We start from the raw sequence: 23110 nt of genomic DNA on the forward strand, positions 1-23110 counted from the left end.
GTGGACTAACTCGGCGGTGTGCCGTTGAGGCTCAGCACATGACCGGCGAGATACAGCGAGCCGGTGATCAGGATCCGCGGCGGCAGTTCGTAAGCCAGCGCCGCGATCCGCCGCAGCGCCGCCGGGACGTCGGCGGCGAGATCCACCCGCAGGTCGAGGGTGCGGCCGGCGTCTGCCAGCGCTTCCGGCGCCATCGCGCCGGCCCGGTCCGGGATCGGTACCACGATCAGGTGACGCGTCAGCCCGGTGAAGTTGGCGAGGAACGCGGCGGCGTCCTTGTTGGCCATCATGCCGGCGATCAGCACCAGCGGCCGTGACACCCGCTCTTCGAGGTCGCCCAGCGCTGCGGCGGCGACGCGTCCGCCGTCGGCATTGTGGCCGCCGTCGAGCCAAAGTTCGCAGCCGGCCGGTGCGTCATCGAGCAGTTTGCCGGACGTGATCCGCTGCATCCGCGCCGGCCACTCCGCCGCCAGCAGCCCGGCCTGGTAGGCGCTCTGCGGAATCGTGAAGTGCGATTGCGCCCGCAGCGTCGCGATCGCGAGGCCGGCATTGTCGATCTGATGCCGGCCGAACAGTTTGGGGGCGGTGAGATCGAGCAGGCCGCGTTCGTCCTGATAGGCGAGCCGGCCATGTTCGAGCTGGACGTGCCATTGCTGGCCGCAGGCGAACAGCGGGGCGCGCAGCCGCTTGGCCTCACGTTCGATCACTTCCATCGCCTCGTCGCGCTGCTCGGCGACGATCACCGGCGCGCCGCGGCGCAGGATGCCGGCCTTTTCGGCCGCGATGTCGGCGACGGTCGGCCCGAGAAACTCGGTGTGGTCGATGCTGATCGGCGTCAGCACGCAAGCGAGCGGATGCTCGATTACATTGGTGGCGTCGAGCCGGCCGCCGAGGCCGACTTCGAGCAGGGTGACATCGGCGGGATGCTGGGCGAACAGCCGCAGCGCCGCCGCGGTTTCGATCTCGAACAGCGTGATCGGCTCACCGGCATTGATGCGCTCGCAATCCGTCAGTGCCGCCAGCAGTTCGTCGTCGCGAACCAGCCGCCCGGCAATCCGGACGGTCTCGTTGACGCGGACCAGATGCGGCGAGGTGTAGGCGTGGACCTTCAGTCCTGCGGCTTCCAGGATCGCGCGCAGAAACGCGACGGTCGAGCCCTTGCCGTTGGTGCCGGCGACATGGATGACCGGCGGGAGCTTGCGCTCAGGATGGCCGAGCGCCGCGAGCAGCCGCTCGATCCGGCCGAGCGTGAGGTCGATCGCGACCGGATGCAGCCGCGCCAGGCGCGCGCGCAACTCGCCGAGCGAGGCCGGCGGCGCGGTGCCTTCGCTCACGCCTGCGGCGGGGCCGGCTGGGCCGGCGGCTCGGTGGGCGCCGGAGCCGCGGTCTTCTGCTCGGGGGCTTCGGCCTCCGGCTCGGCCTGGGTGACGGCTTCGGCCGGCGTCTCGACCGCGGTGGTGACGGTCAGCGCCGGCGACTTGGTCAGCAGCCGGCACAGCCGCGCCAGCGTGGAGCGCAGGTCGTGGCGATGCACCACCATGTCGACCATGCCGTGGTCTTTGAGATATTCGGCGCGCTGGAAGCCGTCGGGCAGCTTCTCGCGGATGGTCTGTTCGATCACGCGGGCGCCGGCAAAGCCGATCAGCGCACCCGGTTCGGCGATGTGGATGTCGCCGAGCATCGCGTAGGAGGCGGTGACGCCGCCGGTGGTCGGGTTGGTCAGCACCACGATGTAGGGCAGCTTGGCTTCGCGCAGCATCTGCACCGCCACGGTGGTGCGCGGCATCTGCATCAGCGACAGGATGCCTTCCTGCATCCGGGCGCCGCCGGAGGCCGCGAACATGATGAAGGGTGCGTGCTTTTCGACGGCGAGCTCCATGCCGCGGATGATCGCTTCGCCGGCCGCCATGCCGAGCGAGCCGCCCATGAAGTCGAAGTCCTGCACCGCGACCACGACCGGCGAAGTCTCGAGCTTGCCGAAGCCGACGCGCACCGCGTCATGGGCGCCGGTCTTGGTCCGGGCGTCCTTGATGCGGTCGGCGTATTTGCGCTCGTCGCGGAATTTCAGCGGGTCGGCCACCACTTCGGGCAACGCGACGTCGTACCAGGTCTCGTTGTCGAAGATCGACTTCAGGCGCGCCAATGCGCCCATCCGCATGTGATAGTTGGAGCCGGGAATGACGAACTGGTTCTGCTCGACGTCCTTGTAGAACACGAGCTGCCCGGTATCCGGACATTTGATCCAGAGGTTCTCCGGAGTCTCGCGCCGCAGAATGTTGCGGATCTTCGGACGGACGACGTTGGTCAACCAGTTCATGACGTGCTCCGCGCGTCGCCCACAAGGCGCCGCCTGGGTTCATGGCGTTGTCAGGATATGGCGGCGGGGCACGGCCCCGTCCAGACCACCGTCCTGCTTCGATCGCTGCTATTCCGCAGCCTGTTTCGCACCGCGAACGCCGGCCGCCAGCGAGGCGACCAGATCCGCCACCGCACCGACCGTGGCCTTGGTGGCGCGGCCTTCGGCGTCGAGGCTGGCCTTGAGCGCATCGATCAGCGCCGAGCCCACCACTGCGCCGTTCGCCTGCGCGGCGATCGCCTGCGCCGCATCCGGCGTGCGGATGCCGAAGCCGACGCAGACCGGCAGGTTGGTGTGACGCTTGATCCGCTGCACCGCTGCGCCGACCGCCGAGGCGTCCGCCGCGGCCGATCCGGTGATGCCGGTGATCGAGACGTAATAGACGAAGCCCGAAGTGTTGGCGAGCACCGCCGGCAACCGCTTTTCGTCGGTGGTCGGGGTGGCGAGGCGGATGAAGTTGAGCCCGGCCTTCATCGCCGGCAGGCACAGCTCCTCGTCCTCTTCCGGCGGCAGGTCGACGATGATCAGGCCGTCGACGCCGGCCGCCTTGGCATCCGCCAGGAAGGCATCGACGCCGTAGATGTAGATCGGGTTGTAGTACCCCATCAGCACCAGCGGGGTGGCGTTGTCGGTGGCGCGGAAGTCGCGGACCAGCGCCAGCGTCTTCTTCAGCGTGGTGCCGGCCTTCAGGGCGCGCAGGCCGGCGGCCTGGATCGCCGGACCGTCAGCCATCGGATCGGTGAACGGCATGCCGATCTCGATCACGTCGGCGCCTGCGGCCGGCAGCGCCTTGAGGATCTGCAGCGAGGTGTCGAGATCGGGATCGCCCGCCATCACGAAGGTGACGAGTGCCGGGCGGCCCTGCTGCTTCAGCTCGGTGAAGCGGGTGTCGATGCGGGTGGTCATCAGAATTGGCCCCCGAGATGTTCGGCGACCGAGGCGAGATCCTTGTCGCCGCGGCCGGACATGTTGACGACCATCAGGTGATCCTTCGGCAGCTTCGGCGCGAGGTCTGCGACCTTGGCGAGCGCGTGGCTCGGCTCCAGCGCCGGGATGATTCCTTCCAGTCGACAGCACAGCTTGAAGGCGTCGAGCGCTTCGGTGTCGGTGGCGGACAGGAATTTGACCCGTCCGACGTCGTTCAGCCAGGAATGCTCCGGGCCGACGCCCGGATAGTCGAGGCCGGCGGAGATCGAATGCGCTTCCTCGATCTGGCCGTCCGCATCCATCAACAGGTAGGTGCGGTTGCCGTGCAGCACGCCCGGCTTGCCACCGGCGATCGAGGCCGCATGCAGCTTGTCGAGGCCGTGGCCTGCGGCTTCGACGCCGTAGATCGCGACGCCCGGATCGTCCAGGAACGGATGGAACAGGCCCATCGCGTTGGAGCCGCCGCCGATGCAGGCGATCAGCGAGTCCGGCAGGCGGCCTTCGGCCTGCATGATCTGCTCGCGGACTTCCTGGCCGATCACCGCCTGGAAGTCGCGCACCATCATCGGATAGGGATGCGGACCGGCCACGGTACCGATGCAGTAGAAGGTGTCGTGGACGTTGGTGACCCAGTCACGCAGCGCCTCGTTCATCGCGTCCTTCAGCGTATTGGCGCCGGAGGTGACGGGGCGGACTTCGGCACCGAGCGCCTTCATCCGCAGCACGTTGGGCTGCTGGCGTTCGACGTCGACCGCCCCCATGAACACCACGCATTCGAGACCGAACTTGGCGCACATCGTCGCGGTGGCGACGCCGTGCATGCCGGCGCCGGTCTCTGCGATCACCCGCGGCTTGCCCATGCGCTTGGCCAGCATGATCTGGCCGAGCACGTTGTTCACCTTGTGGGCGCCGGTGTGGTTGAGGTCTTCACGCTTGAAGTAGATCTTGGCGCCGCCGAAATGCTCGGTCAGCCGCTCGGCGAAATAAAGCGCCGAGGGACGTCCGACATAGTGCTTGAGATGGCTGTCCATCTCGGCGCGGAATGCCGGGTCGACCTTGGCTTCCGCATAGGCCTTTTCCAGATCGAGGATCAGCGGCATCAGCGTCTCGGCGACGAAGCGGCCGCCATAGATGCCGAAATGCCCGCGCTCGTCGGGGCCGGACCGGAAGGAATTCGGCAAAGCTTGGTTCATGTCAGCTCTTGGGTTAGGCCGCGCGGGCGGCGCGGATGAAGTCGCGGATCAGATCCGGGTCCTTTTCGCCGGGTGAGGTTTCCACCCCCGACGAGACGTCGATTCCGTGGGCGCGCGTCACCCGCAGCGCTTCGGCGACATTGCCGGCATTGATACCGCCGGAGACCAGGAACGGCAGTTTGAGATCGACGCCGTCGAGGAGCTTCCAGTCGAACGCGGTGCCGAGACCGCCGGGCCGGGTGGCGTCCTTCGGCGGCCGTGCGTCGAACAGGATGCGGTCGGCGACTGCGGCGTAGTCCGGCAGCACCGCCAGATCGTCCGGGCCGGCCACCGCGATCGCCTTCATCACCGGCAGGCCGTAGATCCGCTTGATCGAACGCACCCGCTCCGGGCTCTCGCTGCCGTGGAATTGCAGCCAGTTCGGCCGAAGCTGCTCGACGATGGCGTCGAGCAGGTCGTCGTCGGCATCGACGGTGAGCGCGACCTTGGCGGCGCGGCTGCGGACTTGACGGCCGAGCGCATCGGCGAAGTCGATGTCGAGGTGGCGCGGTGAAGCGGGAAAGAACACGAAGCCGACCATGTCGGCGCCGGCTTCGACCGCTGCTTCAAGGGTGTCGGCGGTCGTCAGACCGCAGATTTTCACGATTGTGGCCATGGGTGTGCGCTGAGTCTGGGTTGCCGGCGCGCCAAGGCGCCGCAGAGAATGCGCAGTCTTACAACGTCGCGCGGGACTTGTCGCGCCCGGAGCCGGTGGAACCGCTCTCGAGCAGCAGCCGGCGCGGCTCGCTCTGCGCCGGTGTGGCGAGGCCGGCGCGCAGGCTGGCAAGCTGGTTCTGGGCTTCGATCGCTTCGGCCTGATGCCGGCGGGCGGCGCGACGCCATCGCCGTTGTCCGAACCAGGTGGCGATGCCGCCGACGATGACGCCGATGATCGCCACCGCGATGATCACCACGAACAGCGGCAGCCGGATGTGGCCGAGCGGATTGGTGGGGTCGAGCGGGTCGAACGAAACGTCGACCATGTGGCGGTTGGCGACCGCGAACACCACGAGGATCAAACCGAGCGGGATCAGCACCAGGGCCGTCAGGAATTTCTGCATGTCATTCGCTCGCCTGGCTCGGCAATGGGGCGTCGCGCTACGCTGTGTCGCTGGTTGGGGCGCCGTCGCCGCTGTCGCGGTTCAGGCGCTCACGCATTTCCTTGCCGGTCTTGAAAAACGGCACGGTTTTCTGCTCGACCGGTACATGCGCCCCGGTGCGCGGATTGCGCCCGGCCCGTGCCGGACGATGCTTCACCGAGAATGCGCCGAAGCCGCGCAGTTCCACCCGATCACCCCGCGCCAACGCATCGACGATTTCATCGAGGATCGCGTTGACGATGTTCTCGACGTCCCGCTGATACAGGTGCGGGTTGTGCTCGGCGATACGCTGAACGAGTTCGGATTTGATCATCGAGGATTTGGTCCGTGCGTGCGGACCGCCATTTCCGTGAAAATGCCGTGAACTGTCAAGACGCTAAATCGGACAGACGGCACCGGGAAGCGCGCCCTGGCGGCGTCAGCGAACCGGCTTTCAGGGTCAAAATACCGCAAGGGCTGCACGCCCCGCGGGCAGAGATCACTGACCCGCGGACGGTGCCCACAGCGCCAGCATGCCATCGAGGCCGAGCCGTTCGACCGACTGCATTGCGCCGGTCTGTTCGACACGGCGCGCCACAGCACTCAGTCCGGCGGCGTCGAACGCGATCGAGGTGGCGGCGCGCAAGAAGGTGAGATCGCCGAATTGCGGCGCCAGCTTGTAGTCGCGCACCGGCAGACCGGATTTGACGTTCTTCGCCGTCTCCAGCCAGGCGATCGCGGTCTTCTCGTCGCCGAGTTGGTCGATCAGTTTCAGGCCGACAGCTTGGCGCCCGGTGAACACCCGCCCATCGGCGACGACGTTGAGCTGATCGTCGGTCATCTTGCGACTCTGCTGCACCATGCCGCGGAACCACGCGTAGGAATCTCTCACCAGCGACTCGATCGCGGCGCGCGCCTCCGGGCTGGTCGGCTCGAAACCGTTCGGCGCGGCTTTCAGCGGCGACGATTTCACCTCCTCGACTTTGACGCCGACGGTCTTCAACAGCTCCGACAGGTTCGGATATTGGAACAGCACGCCGATCGAACCGACCAGCGAGGTCTGCTGCGCGATGATGTGTTCGGAGGCGAGGGCGGCGATGTAACCGCCGGAGGCTGCGAGCCCTTCGACGACCACTACCATCGGCTTCTTCGCCTTCAACCGCACCAGCGCATCGTGCAATTCCTCGGAGCCCGCCGTGGTGCCGCCGGGCGAATTGATGTGCACGATCACGGCTGCGTAGGACGACTTGCCGAGCCGGTCGAGTGCTTCGACGCGATCGTTGTTGCTGCGGATCAGACCCTCGATCTTGATGCGGGCGATCGAGCCGGTGGTGGTGAGCGTGCCGCGTCCGGCCGGCGACGCCATCACGCCGATCGCCACCACCGCAACGATCGCGACGGCTACCGCTGCGACGCGCCAGAACGTCAGCTTTCTGCGCATCCGGCGGCGATCGACGATCACATCGGAATCAAGCGACATCAGCGGTTCTCCGGTCGGCGGCCATCATGCGGTTGTCGGGCGGGATCGTTGATGTCCCGTGAGCGGATTACATCAATTGCAATCCAATATGAAGAAAACATGGACCGTTCCATCGGTGGTGGATGGTCGCAAATCCGTCGCGGCCGGCGTGGTGCCCGGACAGCCAACGAAAAAGGGCCCCGGCGATGCCGGAGCCCTTCGATTTCGTCAGTTAAGCGAGAGGCTTACTTGTCGCGCTGCTTGAGCGCGGTGCCGAGAATGTCGCCCAGCGTCGCGCCCGAATCGGACGAGCCGTACTGCGCGATGGCTTCCTTCTCCTCGGCCACTTCCAGCGCCTTGATCGACACCTGGACCTTGCGGGCCTTCTTGTCGAACTGGATGACGCGGGCGTCGACCTTCTCACCAACCGCGAAGCGGTCGCTGCGCTGGTCGTTGCGGTCGCGCGCCAGCTCGGAACGCTTGATGAAGGTGTTGAAGTCGGTGCCGACGATCTGCACGTCGATGCCCGATTCCTTCACGTCGAGCACTTCGCAGGTCACGACCGCGCCCTTCTTGACGTCGCCCGGCTCGGCGAAGGGGTCGCCTTCGAGCTGCTTGACGCCGAGCGAGATGCGCTCCTTTTCGACATCCACGTCGAGCACCACGGCCTTGACCATGTCGCCCTTCTTGAAGTTGTCGATCACCTGCTCGCCCGGCTGCTTCCAGTCGAGGTCCGAGAGGTGGACCATGCCGTCGACGTCGCCGTCGAGACCCAGGAACAGACCGAACTCGGTCTTGTTCTTGACCTCGCCTTCGACGGTCGAACCGACCGGATGCTTCTCGACGAACACTTCCCACGGATTGCGCATGGTCTGCTTGAGACCGAGCGAGATGCGGCGCTTGACCGAATCCACCTCGAGCACCTGCACTTCGACTTCCTGAGAGGTCGAAACGATCTTGCCGGGGTGCATGTTCTTCTTGGTCCACGACATCTCGGAGACGTGGATCAGGCCTTCGATGCCCGGCTCGAGCTCGACGAATGCACCGTAGTCGGTGATGTTGGTGACGCGGCCGGTGAAGCGCGCGTTCAGCGGGTACTTGGCCTCGATGCCCTGCCACGGATCGTCCAGCAGTTGCTTCATGCCGAGCGAGATGCGGTGGGTCTCGTGGTTGATCTTGATGATCTTGACCTTGACGGTCTGGCCGATGGTCAGCACCTCGGTCGGGTGATTGACCCGGCGCCAGGCGATATCGGTGACGTGCAGCAGGCCGTCGATGCCGCCGAGGTCGACGAACGCACCGTAATCGGTGATGTTCTTGACGACGCCGTCGATCACCTGACCCTCTTCGAGGTTCTGCACCAGCTCCTGGCGCTGCTCGGCGCGGGTCTCTTCGAGAACCGTGCGGCGCGACACCACGATGTTGCCGCGGCGGCGGTCCATCTTGAGGATCTGGAACGGCTGCGAGTTGTTCATCAGCGGCGCGACGTCGCGGATCGGACGGATGTCGACCTGGGAGCGCGGCAGGAACGCCACGGCGCCGTCGAGGTCGACCGTGAAGCCGCCCTTGACCTGATTGAAGATGACGCCGAACACCTTCTCGTTGTTGTTGAAGGCCTTCTCGAGCTTGCCCCAGCTCTCTTCGCGGCGCGCCTTGTCGCGCGACAGCACGGCTTCACCGAGCGCATTCTCGATCCGATCGAGAAACACCTCGACGGTATCGCCGACCTTGATCTCGTTGTCGCGGCCGGGACCGGCGAACTCGCGCAGCGGCACGCGGCCTTCGGTCTTCAGGCCGACGTCGATGACGGCCATGTCCTTCTCGATCGCGACGACCTTGCCCTTGATAACAGAGCTTTCCTGCAGGTTGCCGCCGGCGAAGGACTCGTCGAGCATCGCGGCGAAATCGTCGCGGGTCGGGTTGTAAGTGTCAGTCGAAGCCATTTGTTCTCCAGATGCGGATGTCGCCGGCAGTTCGGTTGAGGGCCGTCTCGTGCGCGCAGTGTCAGGGGTCCGCGAACCTGACGACCGCCCTGCACATCGGTGCGGAGCGGGCCGGCAGCATGCCTGCACGGTCGAGACGTTGATCCGCGGTGAAGCGGATCGCAGATTGGGGCATTCCAGCAGATCGTCCGGCGGCGAAAGGCGCGATGAATCCGAAGCGGATCTCGCGGTCTTCATCCGGCCATCGCGGCGGTGGCGGTGGAGCGGGCGAACCTCCAATGACGGCGCCGTTTTGGTCCTCAGACCCGACGCCGGCCCGCTCGAACGGCCTCGACAATGTCGATGGCGGCCCGGACGCCGCCTTCTATATCCAAATAGGAATTATCGAGCAAGACTGCATCCGGTGCTTGCTTGAGCGGTGCTGCGGCGCGGTTCTGGTCGCGTTCGTCGCGCTTGAGGATGTCGGCCAGGATTACCGCCTCGTCGGCGGGCTCGCCGCGGGACTGTGCTTCCAGGAAGCGGCGGTGAGCACGCACCTCGGGCGAGGCGACCACGAAGATCTTCACCTCGGCATCCGGGCAGATCACCGTGCCGATGTCGCGGCCGTCGAGCACGGCGCCCGGCGGCGTGGCCGCGAAGCGCTGCTGGAACTCGACCAGCGCGGCGCGAACCCGCGGATGCGCCGACACCACCGAGGCGGCCTCGCCGACGGTTTGACTCTTCAGCGCCGGGTCGTCGAACCGCGCCGGGTCGAGCGTGCGGGCGACCTCGGCGGCGCGGGCCTCGTCGGCAAGGTCGGCGCCAGCGTCCAGCATCGCCTTGGCGACGGCGCGGTAGATCACGCCGGTATCAAGATGCCCGAGGCCGTAATGTGCGGCCAGCCGCTTGGCGAGCGTCCCTTTGCCCGATGCGGCCGGTCCGTCGATTGCGATGATCATTCTCTTTTGCATTCCAATTGGCTTGGTGAGCCTGTATGGCGGCGGGGCGTCCCGACGAGGTCCCGCGGTGGTTTGCAGCCGTGAACGACTGGGTATAAACCCGCGATCCGCCGAAGCCAGCCTCGTTGGCAATTTCCTATCTATCTCTGCCCGGACTCTTCCTGGATGGCCACGCCCGCTTTCGTCAAACGCATTACGCGATCGGATGCGGTCCTGTCGCTCGGCGTCAACTTTTCCAAGATCTATTTTAAGTTCGTGATGTGGACCGGCCGATACGATCGGCAGGCCGCTCCGATCCCGGAGCCTTACATTCTGGCGATGTGGCACGGGCGGCTGATCATGGCGCCGATGCTGCAGACCAAGAGCAAGCCGCTGGTCGCGCTGATCAGTGGGCATCGCGACGGCAAGATCATCTCCCGGGTCGGGGCCGCGTTCGGGATTCAGACTGCGGTCGGTTCGTCCTCGCGCGGCGGCATGCGGGCGGCGCGCGAAATGATGCGGCTTGGAAAGTCCGGCCACAGTCTGTTCGTCACGCCCGACGGCCCGCGCGGTCCGCGGATGCGCATCAACAGCGAGGGCGTTCTCGATATGGCGCGGCTGACCGGGCTGCCGATCCTGCCGGTCTCGGTCAGTCTGTCTCGTCACAAGCTGCTTCGGAGCTGGGATCGGCTGATGCTGCCGGGATTGTTCGCGAAGGTTGCGATCCGGTTCGGCGAGCCGATTACCGTCGAGGCCGGCTCGCCGACCGCAGAGATCGCCGAGCGGCTGCAGGCAGCTCTGACCGCCGCGCAGAACGAAACCGACCGGATCGTCGGCCTTCAGCCGGTCGAAGCGACCTGAGGCTCAGCCGAATTCAGCGCCCAGCCGCTGCATCATCGGGATGAAATCCGGGAAGCTGGTGGCAATGAAGGCGGTGTCGTCGACCGTCACCGGACGGCCAGCCGCCAGTCCCATCACCAGGGCCGACATCGCGATGCGATGATCCATGTGGGTGGCGACCACGCCGCCGCCGGGCACATGGCCTTTGCCCTCGACGATCAGATCGTCGCCGGCGATCTCGACCGCGACGCCGTTGACCCGCAGCATCGCGGCGGTCGCGTCCAGCCGGTCGCTTTCCTTGACCCGCAGTTCGTGCAGGCCGCGCATCACCGTGGTGCCTTCGGCGAACGCCGCGGCGACTGCCAGCACCAGATATTCGTCGATCATCGACGGTGCGCGCTCCGGGGGCACCTCGACGCCCCTCAGCTTCGAACCGCGCACCCGGAACCGGGCCATCGGCTCGCCGGCGTCGCCCCGGACGTCGCTGTCCTCGATCGAGGCGCCCATTTCCCGCAGCGTCGTGATCAGCCCGGTGCGCAGCGGGTTGGTCATCACGTCGGTCAATTCGATGTCGGAGCCCGGCACCACCAGCGCCGCCACCATCGGGAAGGCGGCCGACGACGGATCGGCCGGCACCACCACCGGGGCGCCCCGCAATTCGGGCTGGCCGGTTAACGAAATCTTACGGCCATGGGCGCCTTCCGGTTCGGTCACGACCGTGGCGCCGAAATGCTGCAGCATCAGCTCGGTATGGTCCCGGCTGGCCTCGGCCTCGATGACGGTCGTGATGCCAGGCGCCGACAGGCCGGCGAGCAGCACGGCGGACTTGATCTGGGCGGACGGCACAGGGGTGCGGTACAGGATCGGCAGCGGATCGCGGGCGCCCTGCAGGGTCAGCGGCAGCCGGCCACCGTCGCTGCTCGACACCACTTTGGCGCCCATCAGCTCCAGCGGATCGACGATCCGCCGCATCGGCCGGCTGCGCAGCGACGCGTCGCCGTCGAACGTCGCCAGGACCGGAGATCCCGCCACCGCGCCCATCGCCAGCCGGCAGCCGGTGCCCGAATTGCCGAAATCCAGCGGGCCCTCTGGCGTCGCAAAGCCCGCGACGCCGACGCCGTGGACGCACCATTCGCAGTCCCCGGTGCGCTCGACCTTGGCTCCCAGCGCGCGCATCGCCTTGGCGGTGTTGAGAACGTCCTCGCCCTCGAGCAGGCCCGAGATCCGGGTCTCGCCGACCGCCAGTGCGCCGAGAATCAACGCGCGGTGCGAAATCGATTTGTCGCCCGGGACGCGTGCGGTGCCGCGCAATGCGTCGCTCTTGCGCGCCTGCAGCGGCGTCGGCTGGTTCGAATCAGTCAAGATGGTGGTCCCTTGCGGCTGCGGGTGATTCGGCTCGGCGCCACGGTCCCGCTTCGCGGCCTTCGGCACAAACCGCTATTGACAGCGGCGTGCCAACTAGCCAAGTGAAGCACCGTTTTTCAAGAAATCCCAAGGTTGCACAAGTGGCGAAATCCGATCTCGGAACCAAACGCATTTGCCCGACGACGGGCAAAAAGTTCTACGATCTGAACAAGACCCCGGTGATCTCGCCCTATACCGGCGAGGTGGTTCCGATCGCTCCGGTCGTGGCGCCGCGCACGCGTGCCGATCAGCGCGCCGCTGCCCCGGCCGATACGGAGGCTCCGGAGGCGATGGAGGCCGAAGAGCTGGTGTCGCTCGAGGAGGCTGATGCCGAGGAGAACACCGGCAAGGTCAAGGCCGTGGTGCCGGAATCCGAGGATGACATCGAAATCGACGAGACGATCGACGACGATGACGACGATTCGACCTTCATCGCCGATGAAGAAGAAGAGGATGAAGACGTCACGGACATCATTGGTGACGTTTCTGGCGATGAGGAGACTTGAGATCGTCGCCGATATGTGATCAACGATTGCCGCGCGGCGAATTTGATTTGCGCCGCGCACCCAGGGTAAGGGGCCATAGCTCAGCTGGGAGAGCGCTTGCATGGCATGCAAGAGGTCGGCGGTTCGATCCCGCCTGGCTCCACCACTCCTTCCCCGCCCGATCTGCTTGATGCGACATGGTCGCCCAGCTTCTGCAAGCAGGTCAGGCCGCACCTGAAGCTGCATGCGCGTGGCAGGCACTGAAGTCTGAGCGGCATTTGCCAAAATGCGGTCGGGGACGGTAAGTTCGCCTCCCCTTCAAGCTTCGCCAAGAAAGCCAGTATGACCCCTGCATCGATGCCCGGCGCGATCGCCGGATTGCGCGTGATCGATCTCACCCGCGTGCTCGGCGGCCCGTATTGCACCCAGATTCTCGCCGACCACGGCGCCGACGTGATCAAGGTCGAACCGCCGGCGGGCGACGAAGTCCGCGACTGGGGTCCTCCGTTCCATGACGAGGATGCGGCGTATTTCCTCGGCATCAACCGCAACAAGCGCTCGATCGGCCTCGACCTCGCCTCGCCCGACGGCCGCGAGGTGCTGCTGAAGATGCTCGAAGACGCCGACGTGCTGATCGAGAACTTCAAACCCGGCACGCTCGACAAATGGGGCCTCTCGAACGAAGTGATTCGCGAGAAGTTTCCGCGGCTGGTGCACTGCCGGATCTCGGGCTTCGGCGCCGACGGCCCGCGCGGCGGCAATCCCGGTTACGACGCCATCATCCAGGCGATGACCGGCATGATCGCGGCGACGGGATCGCCGGAAAGCGGGCCGATGCGGATCGGCGTGCCTCTGGTCGACATCACCACCGGCCTGTATGCAACGATCGGTATTTTGATGGCACTGGCGGAGCGCGAGCGCTCCGGCAAGGGCCAGTTCGTGGAGACCACGCTGTACGAAACCGGTCTCGCGATCATGCATCCGCATACCGCGAACTACTTCCTGCATGGCAAGCCGCCGGCGCTGACCGGCAACGAGCACCCGAATCTGGTGCCGTATGCGACCTTCAATGCCCGCGACGGTCAGATCTTTACCGGTGTCGGCAACGACGGCACCTTCCGCAAACTGTGCAAGGAGATCGGCAAGCCAGAACTCGGCACCGATCCGCGCTTCGCGCGCAACAAGGACCGCATCGCCAACCGCGCCGCACTCCGCGCCGAACTCGAGGCGGTGTTCAGCCAGCACGACGCCGTGCCGCTGTGCGACCGGCTGCTCAACGCCGGCCTGCCGGCCGGTCCGGTGCAGTCGATCGACAAGGCGTTGACAAGCCCGCACACCGCCTACCGCGGCGATGTGATCGAGAAGGACTGGTACAAGGGCGTCGCCTCACCGATCCGATTCGAGCGCACCAAAGCCAGCCTTCGCAGCCTGCCGCCGACATTCAGTCAGCACGCCGGCGAGGTGCTCGGCGAGTTCGGCTATTCGGCCGACGACATCGCCAAGCTGGTCGCCGACGGCATCGTCAGCGGTCCCGAGCGCAAACGCTGATCGAGGTGGCGCTGGCAGCGATGCCGGCGCCCGCCGCGCCCGCTCGGGCATCGACGGCCGCAGTGCGGCGTGATCTTGCGCCGCACTATGCTTTTCTGAGGCTGGGTCGCTGTCGCGCTTCCCTGCGCCGGCCTGTCGCCTATACGGTCATGCGCCTGTCATTGCGTGCTGCTACCGCGCGCCGTCCACGATTTTGCGCACCGAACCGGGAGGTATTCATGGCATTTCGATCCTTCGGCCCGACCGCGGCCGCCGCAACGGCGATCGCCGTGACGCTGGCGATGGCCGCGCCGGCCCAGGCGGTCACTGAAATTCAATGGTGGCACGCGATGACCGGCGGCAACAACGAGGTCGTCGTCAAACTCGCCAATGATTTCAACGCCTCGCAGAGCGACTACAAGGTCGTGCCCGCCTACAAAGGGAGCTATCCCGACACCATGAATGCCGGCATCGCCGCATTCCGCGCCGGCAATGCACCGCACATCATGCAGGTGTTCGAGGTCGGAACCGCCACCATGATGTCGGCGACCGGTGCGGTGAAGCCGGTCTACAAGCTGATGCAGGAAACCGGCGAGACATTCGATCCCAACGCCTATCTGCCGGCGATCACCGGCTACTACTCGACCTCGAAGGGCGAGATGCTGTCGTTCCCGTTCAACTCGTCGTCGATGGTGATGTGGGTCAATCTCGACGCGCTGAAAAAAGCCGGCATCACCGAGATCCCTAAGACCTGGCCGCAGGTATTCGACGACGCCAAGAAACTGAAGGCGGCGGGTTATGCCACCTGCGGTTTCTCCACCGCCTGGGTGACCTGGGCCAATCTGGAGCAGCTTTCGGCCTGGCACAACGTGCCGCTGGCGAGCAAGGCCAATGGCCTCGACGGCTTCGACACCAAGCTCGAATTCAACGGTCCGGTGCAGATCAAGCATCTCGAGAAGCTGATCGAGCTGCAGAAAGACAAGACCTACGACTACTCGGGTCGCACCAATGCCGGCGAGGGCCGTTTCACCTCGGGCGAGTGCCCGCTGTTCCTGACCTCGTCCGGGTTCTTCGGCAACGTCAAGTCGCAGGCCAAGTTCAACTGGACCAACGCGCCGATGCCTTACTATCCGGACGTCCAGGGCGCGCCGCAGAATTCGATCATCGGCGGCGCTTCGCTGTGGGTGATGGGCGGCAAGACACCTGAGGAGTACAAGGGGGTCGCCAAGTTCCTGGCGTTCCTGTCCGACACCGACCGCCAGGTCGCGATCCACAAGGCGTCGGGTTACCTGCCGATCACCAAGGCGGCATACGAGAAAGCCAAGGCCGACGGCTTCTACAACGAGCAGCCGTACCTCGAAACGCCGATCAAGGAGTTGACCAACAAGCCGCCGACCGAGAATTCCCGCGGTCTGCGGCTCGGCAACATGGTGCAGCTCCGCGATCTCTGGGCCGAGGAGATCGAGCAGGCACTCGCCGGTAAGAAGACCGCCAAAGAAGCCCTCGACGCCGCTGTGACGCGTGGCAACACGATGCTGCGACAGTTCGAAAAGACTGCGGTTCGTTAGCCGCGTTACCCCTAGCGTCATTGCCCCGCGAAAGCGGGGCACCCAGTACTCCAGAGCGTCTCGGCGAGACTGTCGGCGTCACGGAGTACTGGGTCGCCCGGTCAAGCCGGACGATGACGACGGAGTGCTTGTCGAGTCTTCCGGCCACAGGTAAGCAGCTGATCCATGCTCAAGCAGGCCGTCTTTCAGTCGAAGTTACTGCCCTATCTGCTGGTGCTTCCGCAGCTCGCGGTGGTGCTGGTGTTCTTCTATTGGCCGGCCGGCCAGGCGGTGATCCAGTCGTTCCTGATGCAGGACGCGTTCGGGCTGTCGACCGTGTTCGTCTGGTTCGACAATTATCGCGAGTTGCTCGCTGATCCGGACTACTTCGCCGCCATCCTGCGGACCTTCGCATTCTCCTTCGCGATCGCGCTGTCGTCGCTGTCGCTCGCGCTGCTGCTGGCGGTGATGGCGGATCGGCCGCTGCGCGGCTCGACGTTCTACCGCACCCTGCTGATCTGGCCCTATGCGGTCGCACCGCCGGTGGTCGGTGTGCTCTGGATCTTCATGCTCAATCCCTCGCTCGGCGTGATCGCCCACGGCCTGCGCGCGCTCGGGATCGACTGGAATCCGCTGCTCGACGGTCATCAGGCGGCGTTGCTGATCATCCTCGCCGCGGCCTGGAAGCAGATCTCCTACAACTTCCTGTTCTTTCTCGCCGGCCTGCAGGCGATCCCGGCCAGCGTGATCGAAGCCGCGGCGATCGACGGCGCGAGGCCGATGCGCAGATTCTGGACCATCATCTTCCCGCTGTTGTCGCCGACCATCTTCTTCCTGATCGTCGTCAATGTCGTCTACGCCTTCTTCGAAACCTTCGGCATCATCGACACCATGACGCGCGGCGGCCCGGCGAAGGCGACCGAGACGCTGGTCTACAAGGTCTACAGCGACGGCCTGCTCGGCGGCAATCTCGGCAGCTCGGCCGCGCAGTCGGTGATCCTGATGGGAATCGTTATCGCGCTCACTGCGTTTCAGTTCCGCTTCGTCGAGCGCAAGGTCAACTATTGATGGTCGAGCACCGCAAGTTCGGGAATCTGCTGCCGCATCTGGTGCTGTGGGCCGGCGTCCTGATCGTGGCGTTTCCGGTGTATCTGGCCTTCGTGGCATCGACCCAGGACAACGCCTCCATCGCCAACGGCCAGATGTCGCTGTTGCCGGGCGGGCATTTCCTCGAGACGTACACCAAAACGTTGTTCGTCGGCACATCGGGCACCACCCGCGAGCCGGTCGGCACCATGCTGTTCAATTCGATGGTGATGGCGATGACGATCGCGCTCGGAAAGATCGGGATCTCGATCATTTCGGCCTACGCGATCGTGTATTTTCGCTTCCCGTTCCGGATGACGATCTTCTGGCTGATTTTCATCACCTTGATGCTGCCGGTCGAGGTGCGGATCTATCCGACCTACAAGATCGTCGCCGACCTCAACCTGCTCGACAGCTACGCAGGCCTGACGCTGCCGCTGATTGCGTCGGCGACCGCGACATTGCTGTTCCGGCAGTTCTTCATGACGGTGCCGGACGAGCTTTTGGAGGCGTCGCGGATCGACGGTGCCGGCCCGTTCCGGTTCTTCTGGGACACCCTGCTGCCGTTGTCGCGCACCAACATGGCGGCGCTGTTCGTGATCCTGTTCATCCTGGGCTGGAATCAGTATCTCTGGCCGCTGCTGATCACCACGCGCGACGACATGCAGACCATCCAGATCGGCATCCGCAAGATGATCGTCACCTCCGACGCGCTCACCGAGTGGCCGGTGGTGATGGCCACCGCAGTGCTGGCGATGCTCCCGCCGGTCGCCGTGGTGGTGCTGATGCAGAAGCTGTTCGTGCGCGGACTGGTGGAGACGGAGAAGTAGCAACAGTGGCCAACGTCGTTCTTCGATCTGTCCGCAAGACCTATCCTGGTGGTTTCGAGGCGATCAAGGGAGTCGATTTCGAGGTCGGTGACGGCCAGTTCTGCGTCCTGGTCGGGCCCTCCGGCTGCGGCAAGTCCACGCTGCTGCGGATGGTGGCGGGGCTGGAAACGATCACCTCCGGCGAGATCGAGATCGGCGGCCGCGTGGTCAACCAAATCGAGCCGGCCGATCGCGACATCGCCATGGTGTTCCAGAATTACGCGCTGTATCCGCACATGAGCGTCTACGACAATATGGCCTACGGCCTGCGCAATCGTGGCACGGCCAGGGCCGAGATCGAGGCGCGGGTGCAGGAAGCCGCGCGCATTCTCGAGCTCGGCTCGATGCTGACCCGCAAGCCGCGTCAGCTCTCCGGCGGCCAACGCCAGCGCGTCGCGATGGGCCGTGCGATCGTCCGCCAGCCGAAGGTGTTTCTGTTCGACGAGCCGCTGTCCAATCTCGATGCCAAGCTGCGGGTGGCGATGCGGGTCGAGATCCGTAAGCTGCAGCGCCGGCTCGCCACCACCGCGATCTACGTCACCCACGATCAGCTCGAGGCGATGACGCTGGCCGATGTGCTGGTGGTGATGAACGCCGGGGAGGTTGAACAGATCGGTTCGCCCCTCGATGTCTACGCTCGGCCGGCGACCACCTTCGTCGCATCGTTCATCGGTGCGCCTCCGATGAACCTGATGCCGCTCGCGGACGATCTGCGGGCGCAGCTCGGCAGCGCGCCGCCGGAGGCCGGCATTCTCGGCGTTCGCCCCGAAGACCTGACGATCGTCTCGGGGACGGCGGGCAGTGGCGCTCTGGCGCTCGACGTCACGGTCGAGGCGATCGAGCGGGTCGGGCCCGAGACGTTCGTCTATGGGGCCCGGGGCGATCACCTGAACGAGCCGGTGGTGGTCGGCAGCCCGGAAGCGGCCGGCGCGGACCTCATCGTCCGCATCCCCGGGCAGGCGGCGCCGGGCATCGGGGAGCGCATTACGGTTACGGCGCCGCCGCCGAGCCTGCATCTGTTTTCCGCCGACGGCCGCCGCCGGATTGTCCGATAGGCCCCTAAGTCTCTGGCGTAATTCGCTGTTCCGACCTTCTTGCAGAGCCGTTCTGCACTGCCCATATTCGAATGGACCGGCCGGCAAGGTGCCGAACGGTCGATGGGGTGCCGCAAGGACCCCCTCAAAGTCGCTTCGAGAGGACTTTGTGATGTCTCGTGTTCCTTCGTTATCAAGTCCCTTCCTGCTGGGATTCGACGAGATCGAGCGTGCGCTCGACCGAGTCGTGAAAGGCGCCGACGGGTATCCCCCGTACAACATCGAGCGGTGCGAACGCTGCGACGGTGACCCCGAAAAGCTGCGTATCACGCTGGCGGTGGCCGGATTCACCCGCGATCAACTCGACGTCACGGTTGAGGAAAATCAACTGGTGATCCGCGGGCGGCAGCAGGATGACAAGGCCCGGCAATACATCCACCGTGGCATCGCCGCGCGTCACTTCCAGCGCACCTTCGTGCTGGCCGACGGGATGCAGGTGTTGGGAGCGGACATGAAGAACGGGCTTCTGTCGATTGACCTGATCCGGCCGGAGCCGGAGCGGGTCGTTAAGACAATCGCCATCACCGAACACGAATAATGGAACGAGTGGCGGACTCGACCGCTTAAGTCTTAGAGGAGTCGAGACCATGACTGAATCTGGTACTACGCATGGAAATGTGGGCGTCACGCCGGAGGCGCTGGCGCATCTTGGCGAAGGTCATATCGCCTATGTGAAGCAGATCCGCTCCGAAGACGTGCCCGGTCTGTTTCCGCAGGCCCCCGAAATCGCGCCCGGCCTCAAGCTGTTCGCGCTGCATTCGGCAGACGGCACGCCGATCATGCTGACCGACAGCAGGGAAGCGGCGATCGCGAATGCCTGGAGCCAGGAGTTGCAGGCCGTCAGCGTTCACTGAACGCTGATTGCACGGATGGTTACGCGACGCGGGGTGTCCGGTGACGGCGCTCCGCGCCCGCTGGCTACCGATGAGCGGCATTTTGCGCGAGGGCTCTTCATCAGCAAGCAACCGGATGCGTTGCGGCGCCGATCTCACCTAGCCAATAGCCTCGGCTATTCTGATCGACGACCTCCGCCGCTCGACGAGATCGTACGGACCAAGCCAGCTCGATCACAACAGATCGACCACGAGGCGCGATGCCGTCGTCGGTTGCTCAAGCCGCCGTCGCGGGCGGCAATGCGAGAACCGAATAGATCGCTTGGGAGTCGCGTGAGGCGCGAAGTTTTTTGGCGACGTCCTGATCGCGCAGCAGCCGGGCTATCCGCGCCAGCGCCTTGAGGTGATCGGCGCCCGCCCCTTCCGGCGCCAGCAGCAGGAAAACCAAATCGACCGGCTGACCGTCCATCGCTTCGAAATCGATCGGCCGCTCCAGTCGCGCGAACAGCCCGAACAGCTTCTCGAGCTTCGGCAGCTTGCCGTGCGGAATCGCGACGCCGTAGCCGACCGCGGTGGTCCCGAGCTTCTCGCGCTGCAACAGAACTTCGAAAATCGTGCGCTCGTTCTGGCCGGTCAATTCACTGGCGCGGGCCGCGAGTTCCTGCAGCGCCTGCTTCTTGCTGATCACCTTCAGCGCCGGGATGACGGCCTCGGGCGCGACAAGATCCGTAATCGTCATCAGGCGTTCCGAGGATGTTGCTGCGGTCCGGGGTGAAATAGGACGGCGGTGGGTTGCGTCAAGCGTTCGATCCGAGAGGCTTCGCACGATCCCCTGATCGCAACCGAAAACGCTCCGGAAATCATGATCCTAACTTAAGTCTAGCATTCCTGACGGCGGCCGTAAAATGGCGCCGTCGGCCCGCCGAAAAGCGGCGGACCATAGGCAGAGCGTTGGACGAGCGTCAATGCCTCGCGGCAAACCGCCTGTGCGGTTCCCGCGAGGCATCGCGATCAGCTCGCGGCGCCGTTCGGCACCGGCGGATCGATCCAGCCGATATTGCCGTCGGCACGACGATAGATGATGTTCACGCGGCCCGAGCCGCCGTGCAGGAACACCACCACCGGCGCGCCGGTGAGGTCGAGCTCGACCACCGCCTCGCTCACCGAGAGCCGCTTCATCGCGGTGGTGGCCTCGGCGATGATCACCGGGTTGTAAGCGTCTTCCTGATGTTCCTCGTCGCCGGGCGCCTCGATCACGTAGCTCGGCACGTCCACCGGCGTGCTGAGTTCGGCCAGAGCGTTGGCTTCGGCATGGGCCTTCCGCGCCGAACGATCCTTCAGCCGGCTCTTGTAGCGGCGCAGCCGCTTTTCGATCTGCACCAGCGCCTGATCGGCGCTCGCATAAGCGTCCGCCGCGTTGGCCTCGGCTTCCAGGGTGATGCCGGAATCAAGGTGCAGCGCACAATCGGTACGGAAGCCGAAACCGTCCTTGCTGAGCGTGAAGTGTCCCGAATAGTTGCCATCGAAATACTTGCGCAACACCTCCTCGGTGCGTTCGCTCACGCGGCCGCGCAGCGCTTCGCCGATGCTGATGCTCTTGCCGGATATCCGGATGGTCATGGCAGTCCTCGATTCGTCTTAGGGGAGGTGACACTAGTCAGAGCAGGGCCGCGCAATCAAGCTGGGGCGGTGTCGCGGGACCGGCTCGCGGCCGCCGACTGCGTACCGAGCATGTTCTGTTTGTCCCGGCGGCGCTGCACTGAAGAGGGGATACGCATCGCTTCGCGATACTTCGCGACGGTGCGACGCGCGATGTCGATGCCGGCTTCGCGCAGCCGGTCGACGATCGTATCATCCGACAGGATCGCCGACGGCTCCTCGCTGTCGATCAACTGGCGGATCTGGTGCCGCACGGCTTCGGCCGAGTGCGCTTCGCCGCCGTCGGCGGAAGCGATCGACGCGGTGAAGAAATACTTAAGTTCGAAAGTGCCGCGGTTGGTCGCCATGTATTTGTTGGCGGTGACGCGCGACACCGTCGATTCGTGCATCTGGATCGCGTCGGCCACGGCTTTCAGATTCAGCGGCCGCAGATGTTTGACGCCGTGGGTGAAGAAGCCGTCCTGCTGGCGCACGATCTCGGTGGCGACCTTGAGAATGGTGCGGGCGCGCTGATCAAGCGCGCGCACCAGCCAGGTGGCGTTCTGCAGACAGTCGGAGAAGTACGATTTGTCGCCGTCCTTGCGGATCGTCTTCGACAGCTCCGAATAATACGACTGGTTGACGAGTACCTTCGGCAACGTGTCGCTGTTGAGTTCGACCAGCCAGCCGCCGTCGGGGCCGGGGCGGACGAATACGTCGGGCACGATGGTCTGCACCCGCGACGAGCCGAATTTCAGTCCGGGCTTCGGATCGAGGTGGCGGATTTCGCCGATCATGTCGACGAGATCCTCGTCGTCGACGCCGCAGATCTTGCGCAAGCTGGCGACGTCGCGCTTGGCCAATAGATCGAGATGTTCGACCAGCGCCTGCATCGCCGGATCGTAGCGGTCGCGCTCGCGGAGTTGGATGGCGAGGCATTCGCTCAGGTTGCGCGCGCAGATGCCGGGCGGATCGAAAGTCTGCAGCACGTGCACGACAGCTTCGACTTCGGCCGAACTGGCGCCGAGCCGTTCGGCGGCGTCGCCCAGATCGGGCGGCAAGTAGCCGGCGTCGTCGACCAGATCGATCAGGTATTGCCCGATCAGGCGCTGCGACGGTGTCGTCACCGCGACGGCGAGCTGTTCGGCGAGATGATCGGCGAGCGAAGTCTCTGCGGCCACGAAGGCTTCGAGATTGTAGCCCTCGTCCGATGAGGCCCCGCCGCCCCATTCCGTATAGGAGGCCGGCGCGCTGTCCTGTGCGGCACGGGCTGCGGCTTCGGCGGGCTCTTCGGGGAATACGTTTTCCATGCCGGTATCGAGCGTCTGCTCGATATCGCTGCGGCTGCCGAGATCCCGGTGCATCCACTCTTCGGTGCCGGGCTCGAAGGCGCTTGCGCTTCCCGCCTCGACGAAGTCGGAGCTTTCACCACCGGCGTCGTCACCGCCGCTCTGGCTGAAATCGTTACCGCTCTCGCTGCCGTCCACCGCGGTCTCACCGGCCACCGGCGGCTCGCCATTGTCGCTGGCGCGATCGAGAAGCGGGTTCTTTTCGAGTTCGTCTTCGACGAATGCCGCGAGGTCGAGATTCGACAACTGAAGCAGCTTGATCGCCTGCATCAGTTGCGGGGTCATCACCAGAGACTGTGTCTGGCGGAATTCGAGTCGTTGCGACAGCGCCATGGTGGCCAAAACGGTAGTTGGTCCGTTTCTTGCTTACGCCTTTCCGGTGCGGTTGTACACGCCTTGACGAATGGGAAATTTGGAGTAGAGGCGGCGGCGCTTCGGCGGCGGCCAGGTCCGGTATCTTGGTAGTACGATCACGAGGTCGGATCGGTCCGGACCCGGAGATCATGGACTCCCTCGGTGCAAACC

22 protein-coding genes, 1 tRNA gene and 1 pseudogene are annotated in these 23110 nt (G+C 65.2%); 10 read left to right on the forward strand and 14 right to left on the reverse strand.

Features of this window, described 5'->3' with window-relative positions:
* Positions 1–5: 5 nt before the first annotated feature.
* From FLL57_RS22405 to cmk, 10 genes and pseudogenes are all read right to left on the reverse strand, one after another.
* Complete coding sequence (locus tag FLL57_RS22405; RefSeq protein WP_047307643.1) at positions 6–1334, reverse strand: bifunctional folylpolyglutamate synthase/dihydrofolate synthase; 1329 nt, start codon at positions 1332–1334, stop codon at positions 6–8.
* Positions 1331–2317, reverse strand: a complete 987-nt coding sequence (accD, locus tag FLL57_RS22410; RefSeq protein ID WP_142884060.1) for an acetyl-CoA carboxylase, carboxyltransferase subunit beta — start codon at positions 2315–2317, stop codon at positions 1331–1333. Before accD ends, FLL57_RS22405 begins: the two co-directional genes overlap by 4 nt.
* A gap of 108 nt (positions 2318–2425) precedes the next feature.
* Positions 2426–3262 (reverse strand): tryptophan synthase subunit alpha, encoded by an 837-nt coding sequence (trpA, locus tag FLL57_RS22415; RefSeq protein WP_013499918.1) that lies wholly within the window; start codon positions 3260–3262, stop codon positions 2426–2428.
* Entirely contained in the window at positions 3262–4476 is a 1215-nt protein-coding gene (gene trpB, locus FLL57_RS22420) for a tryptophan synthase subunit beta (protein WP_013499917.1), read from the reverse strand. Before trpB ends, trpA begins: the two co-directional genes overlap by 1 nt.
* 13 nt (positions 4477–4489) lie before the next feature.
* On the reverse strand, positions 4490–5131 hold the full coding sequence (locus FLL57_RS22425) for a phosphoribosylanthranilate isomerase (protein ID WP_142884061.1): 642 nt from the start codon (positions 5129–5131) through the stop codon (positions 4490–4492).
* 58 nt (positions 5132–5189) lie between these two features.
* The gene (locus FLL57_RS22430; RefSeq protein ID WP_013499915.1) at positions 5190–5576 is read right to left on the reverse strand and encodes a lipopolysaccharide assembly protein LapA domain-containing protein; all 387 of its coding nucleotides are present in this window, start codon (positions 5574–5576) and stop codon (positions 5190–5192) included.
* A gap of 37 nt (positions 5577–5613) precedes the next feature.
* Positions 5614–5931: pseudogene (locus tag FLL57_RS22435) on the reverse strand (integration host factor subunit beta); the annotation flags it as partial.
* Positions 5932–6093: 162 nt separating this feature from the next.
* Positions 6094–7074 carry a signal peptide peptidase SppA gene (sppA, locus tag FLL57_RS22440; RefSeq protein WP_142884062.1) on the reverse strand — a complete coding sequence of 327 codons (981 nt, stop codon included), beginning with the start codon at positions 7072–7074 and terminating at the stop codon, positions 6094–6096.
* A 224-nt stretch (positions 7075–7298) separates the two neighbouring features.
* A complete protein-coding gene (rpsA, locus tag FLL57_RS22445) occupies positions 7299–8996 on the reverse strand; it encodes a 30S ribosomal protein S1 (RefSeq protein ID WP_013499912.1) in 1698 nt (565 codons plus the stop codon).
* A 299-nt stretch (positions 8997–9295) separates the two neighbouring features.
* Complete coding sequence (gene cmk / locus FLL57_RS22450; RefSeq protein WP_142884268.1) at positions 9296–9934, reverse strand: (d)CMP kinase; 639 nt, start codon at positions 9932–9934, stop codon at positions 9296–9298.
* 165 nt (positions 9935–10099) lie between these two features.
* Here cmk and FLL57_RS22455 point away from each other — a divergent pair, with 165 nt between their 5' ends.
* Positions 10100–10774 carry a lysophospholipid acyltransferase family protein gene (locus FLL57_RS22455; RefSeq protein ID WP_047307638.1) on the forward strand — a complete coding sequence of 225 codons (675 nt, stop codon included), beginning with the start codon at positions 10100–10102 and terminating at the stop codon, positions 10772–10774.
* A 3-nt stretch (positions 10775–10777) separates the two neighbouring features.
* On the opposite strand, the gene aroA is transcribed toward FLL57_RS22455, so the two are convergent.
* Positions 10778–12115, reverse strand: coding sequence for a 3-phosphoshikimate 1-carboxyvinyltransferase (gene aroA, locus FLL57_RS22460; RefSeq protein ID WP_142884063.1), 1338 nt, complete (start codon positions 12113–12115; stop codon positions 10778–10780).
* A 143-nt stretch (positions 12116–12258) separates the two neighbouring features.
* Here aroA and FLL57_RS22465 point away from each other — a divergent pair, with 143 nt between their 5' ends.
* From FLL57_RS22465 to FLL57_RS22505, 9 genes are all read left to right on the forward strand, one after another.
* Positions 12259–12663 carry a TIGR02300 family protein gene (locus tag FLL57_RS22465; RefSeq protein ID WP_013499908.1) on the forward strand — a complete coding sequence of 135 codons (405 nt, stop codon included), beginning with the start codon at positions 12259–12261 and terminating at the stop codon, positions 12661–12663.
* A 69-nt stretch (positions 12664–12732) separates the two neighbouring features.
* Positions 12733–12808 (forward strand) — tRNA-Ala (locus tag FLL57_RS22470).
* Positions 12809–12984: 176 nt separating this feature from the next.
* Complete coding sequence (locus FLL57_RS22475) at positions 12985–14190, forward strand: CaiB/BaiF CoA transferase family protein (RefSeq protein ID WP_047307637.1); 1206 nt, start codon at positions 12985–12987, stop codon at positions 14188–14190.
* 218 nt (positions 14191–14408) lie between these two features.
* Positions 14409–15737 (forward strand): sn-glycerol-3-phosphate ABC transporter substrate-binding protein UgpB, encoded by a 1329-nt coding sequence (gene ugpB / locus FLL57_RS22480; protein WP_047307636.1) that lies wholly within the window; start codon positions 14409–14411, stop codon positions 15735–15737.
* A gap of 165 nt (positions 15738–15902) precedes the next feature.
* On the forward strand, positions 15903–16784 hold the full coding sequence (gene ugpA, locus FLL57_RS22485) for a sn-glycerol-3-phosphate ABC transporter permease UgpA (protein ID WP_142884064.1): 882 nt from the start codon (positions 15903–15905) through the stop codon (positions 16782–16784).
* Positions 16784–17632 (forward strand): sn-glycerol-3-phosphate ABC transporter permease UgpE, encoded by an 849-nt coding sequence (ugpE, locus tag FLL57_RS22490; RefSeq protein WP_142884065.1) that lies wholly within the window; start codon positions 16784–16786, stop codon positions 17630–17632. The genes ugpA and ugpE overlap by 1 nt, the downstream gene beginning before the upstream one ends.
* A 5-nt stretch (positions 17633–17637) precedes the next feature.
* Positions 17638–18726, forward strand: coding sequence for a sn-glycerol-3-phosphate import ATP-binding protein UgpC (locus tag FLL57_RS22495; RefSeq protein WP_013499903.1), 1089 nt, complete (start codon positions 17638–17640; stop codon positions 18724–18726).
* Positions 18727–18877: 151 nt separating this feature from the next.
* A complete protein-coding gene (locus FLL57_RS22500) occupies positions 18878–19303 on the forward strand; it encodes an Hsp20 family protein (protein ID WP_013499902.1) in 426 nt (141 codons plus the stop codon).
* A 49-nt stretch (positions 19304–19352) separates the two neighbouring features.
* Positions 19353–19619 carry a DUF1150 family protein gene (locus tag FLL57_RS22505; protein ID WP_013499901.1) on the forward strand — a complete coding sequence of 89 codons (267 nt, stop codon included), beginning with the start codon at positions 19353–19355 and terminating at the stop codon, positions 19617–19619.
* A 256-nt stretch (positions 19620–19875) separates the two neighbouring features.
* Here FLL57_RS22505 and ptsN read toward each other — a convergent pair whose 3' ends face one another.
* From ptsN to rpoN, 3 genes are all read right to left on the reverse strand, one after another.
* The gene (ptsN, locus tag FLL57_RS22510; protein WP_013499900.1) at positions 19876–20337 is read right to left on the reverse strand and encodes a PTS IIA-like nitrogen regulatory protein PtsN; all 462 of its coding nucleotides are present in this window, start codon (positions 20335–20337) and stop codon (positions 19876–19878) included.
* Positions 20338–20609: 272 nt separating this feature from the next.
* On the reverse strand, positions 20610–21218 hold the full coding sequence (gene hpf, locus FLL57_RS22515) for a ribosome hibernation-promoting factor, HPF/YfiA family (RefSeq protein WP_013499899.1): 609 nt from the start codon (positions 21216–21218) through the stop codon (positions 20610–20612).
* A gap of 56 nt (positions 21219–21274) precedes the next feature.
* Entirely contained in the window at positions 21275–22918 is a 1644-nt protein-coding gene (rpoN, locus tag FLL57_RS22520) for an RNA polymerase factor sigma-54 (RefSeq protein ID WP_047307633.1), read from the reverse strand.
* Between the last annotated feature and the right edge of the window lie 192 nt (positions 22919–23110).

It is taken from the genome of Rhodopseudomonas palustris (genome assembly GCF_007005445.1).
GTDB lineage: Bacteria > Pseudomonadota > Alphaproteobacteria > Rhizobiales > Xanthobacteraceae > Rhodopseudomonas > Rhodopseudomonas palustris_G.

Excerpts from the sequence above, each read along its gene's own strand:
- FLL57_RS22425 (WP_142884061.1), bottom strand. The coding sequence starts at position 5,131 with ATGGCCACAATCGTGAAAATCTGCGGTCTGACGACCGCCGACACCCTT.
- rpoN (WP_047307633.1), bottom strand. The coding sequence starts at position 22,918 with ATGGCGCTGTCGCAACGACTCGAATTCCGCCAGACACAGTCTCTGGTG.
- FLL57_RS22500 (WP_013499902.1), top strand. The coding sequence starts at position 18,878 with ATGTCTCGTGTTCCTTCGTTATCAAGTCCCTTCCTGCTGGGATTCGAC.
- FLL57_RS22430 (WP_013499915.1), bottom strand. The coding sequence starts at position 5,576 with ATGCAGAAATTCCTGACGGCCCTGGTGCTGATCCCGCTCGGTTTGATC.
- ugpA (WP_142884064.1), top strand. The coding sequence starts at position 15,903 with ATGCTCAAGCAGGCCGTCTTTCAGTCGAAGTTACTGCCCTATCTGCTG.
- trpA (WP_013499918.1), bottom strand. The coding sequence starts at position 3,262 with ATGACCACCCGCATCGACACCCGCTTCACCGAGCTGAAGCAGCAGGGC.
- FLL57_RS22455 (WP_047307638.1), top strand. The coding sequence starts at position 10,100 with ATGGCCACGCCCGCTTTCGTCAAACGCATTACGCGATCGGATGCGGTC.
- cmk (WP_142884268.1), bottom strand. The coding sequence starts at position 9,934 with ATGATCATCGCAATCGACGGACCGGCCGCATCGGGCAAAGGGACGCTC.
- ptsN (WP_013499900.1), bottom strand. The coding sequence starts at position 20,337 with ATGACGATTACGGATCTTGTCGCGCCCGAGGCCGTCATCCCGGCGCTG.
- rpsA (WP_013499912.1), bottom strand. The coding sequence starts at position 8,996 with ATGGCTTCGACTGACACTTACAACCCGACCCGCGACGATTTCGCCGCG.
- FLL57_RS22475 (WP_047307637.1), top strand. The coding sequence starts at position 12,985 with ATGACCCCTGCATCGATGCCCGGCGCGATCGCCGGATTGCGCGTGATC.
- FLL57_RS22505 (WP_013499901.1), top strand. The coding sequence starts at position 19,353 with ATGACTGAATCTGGTACTACGCATGGAAATGTGGGCGTCACGCCGGAG.
- hpf (WP_013499899.1), bottom strand. The coding sequence starts at position 21,218 with ATGACCATCCGGATATCCGGCAAGAGCATCAGCATCGGCGAAGCGCTG.
- trpB (WP_013499917.1), bottom strand. The coding sequence starts at position 4,476 with ATGAACCAAGCTTTGCCGAATTCCTTCCGGTCCGGCCCCGACGAGCGC.
- accD (WP_142884060.1), bottom strand. The coding sequence starts at position 2,317 with ATGAACTGGTTGACCAACGTCGTCCGTCCGAAGATCCGCAACATTCTG.
- ugpB (WP_047307636.1), top strand. The coding sequence starts at position 14,409 with ATGGCATTTCGATCCTTCGGCCCGACCGCGGCCGCCGCAACGGCGATC.
- sppA (WP_142884062.1), bottom strand. The coding sequence starts at position 7,074 with ATGTCGCTTGATTCCGATGTGATCGTCGATCGCCGCCGGATGCGCAGA.
- ugpE (WP_142884065.1), top strand. The coding sequence starts at position 16,784 with ATGGTCGAGCACCGCAAGTTCGGGAATCTGCTGCCGCATCTGGTGCTG.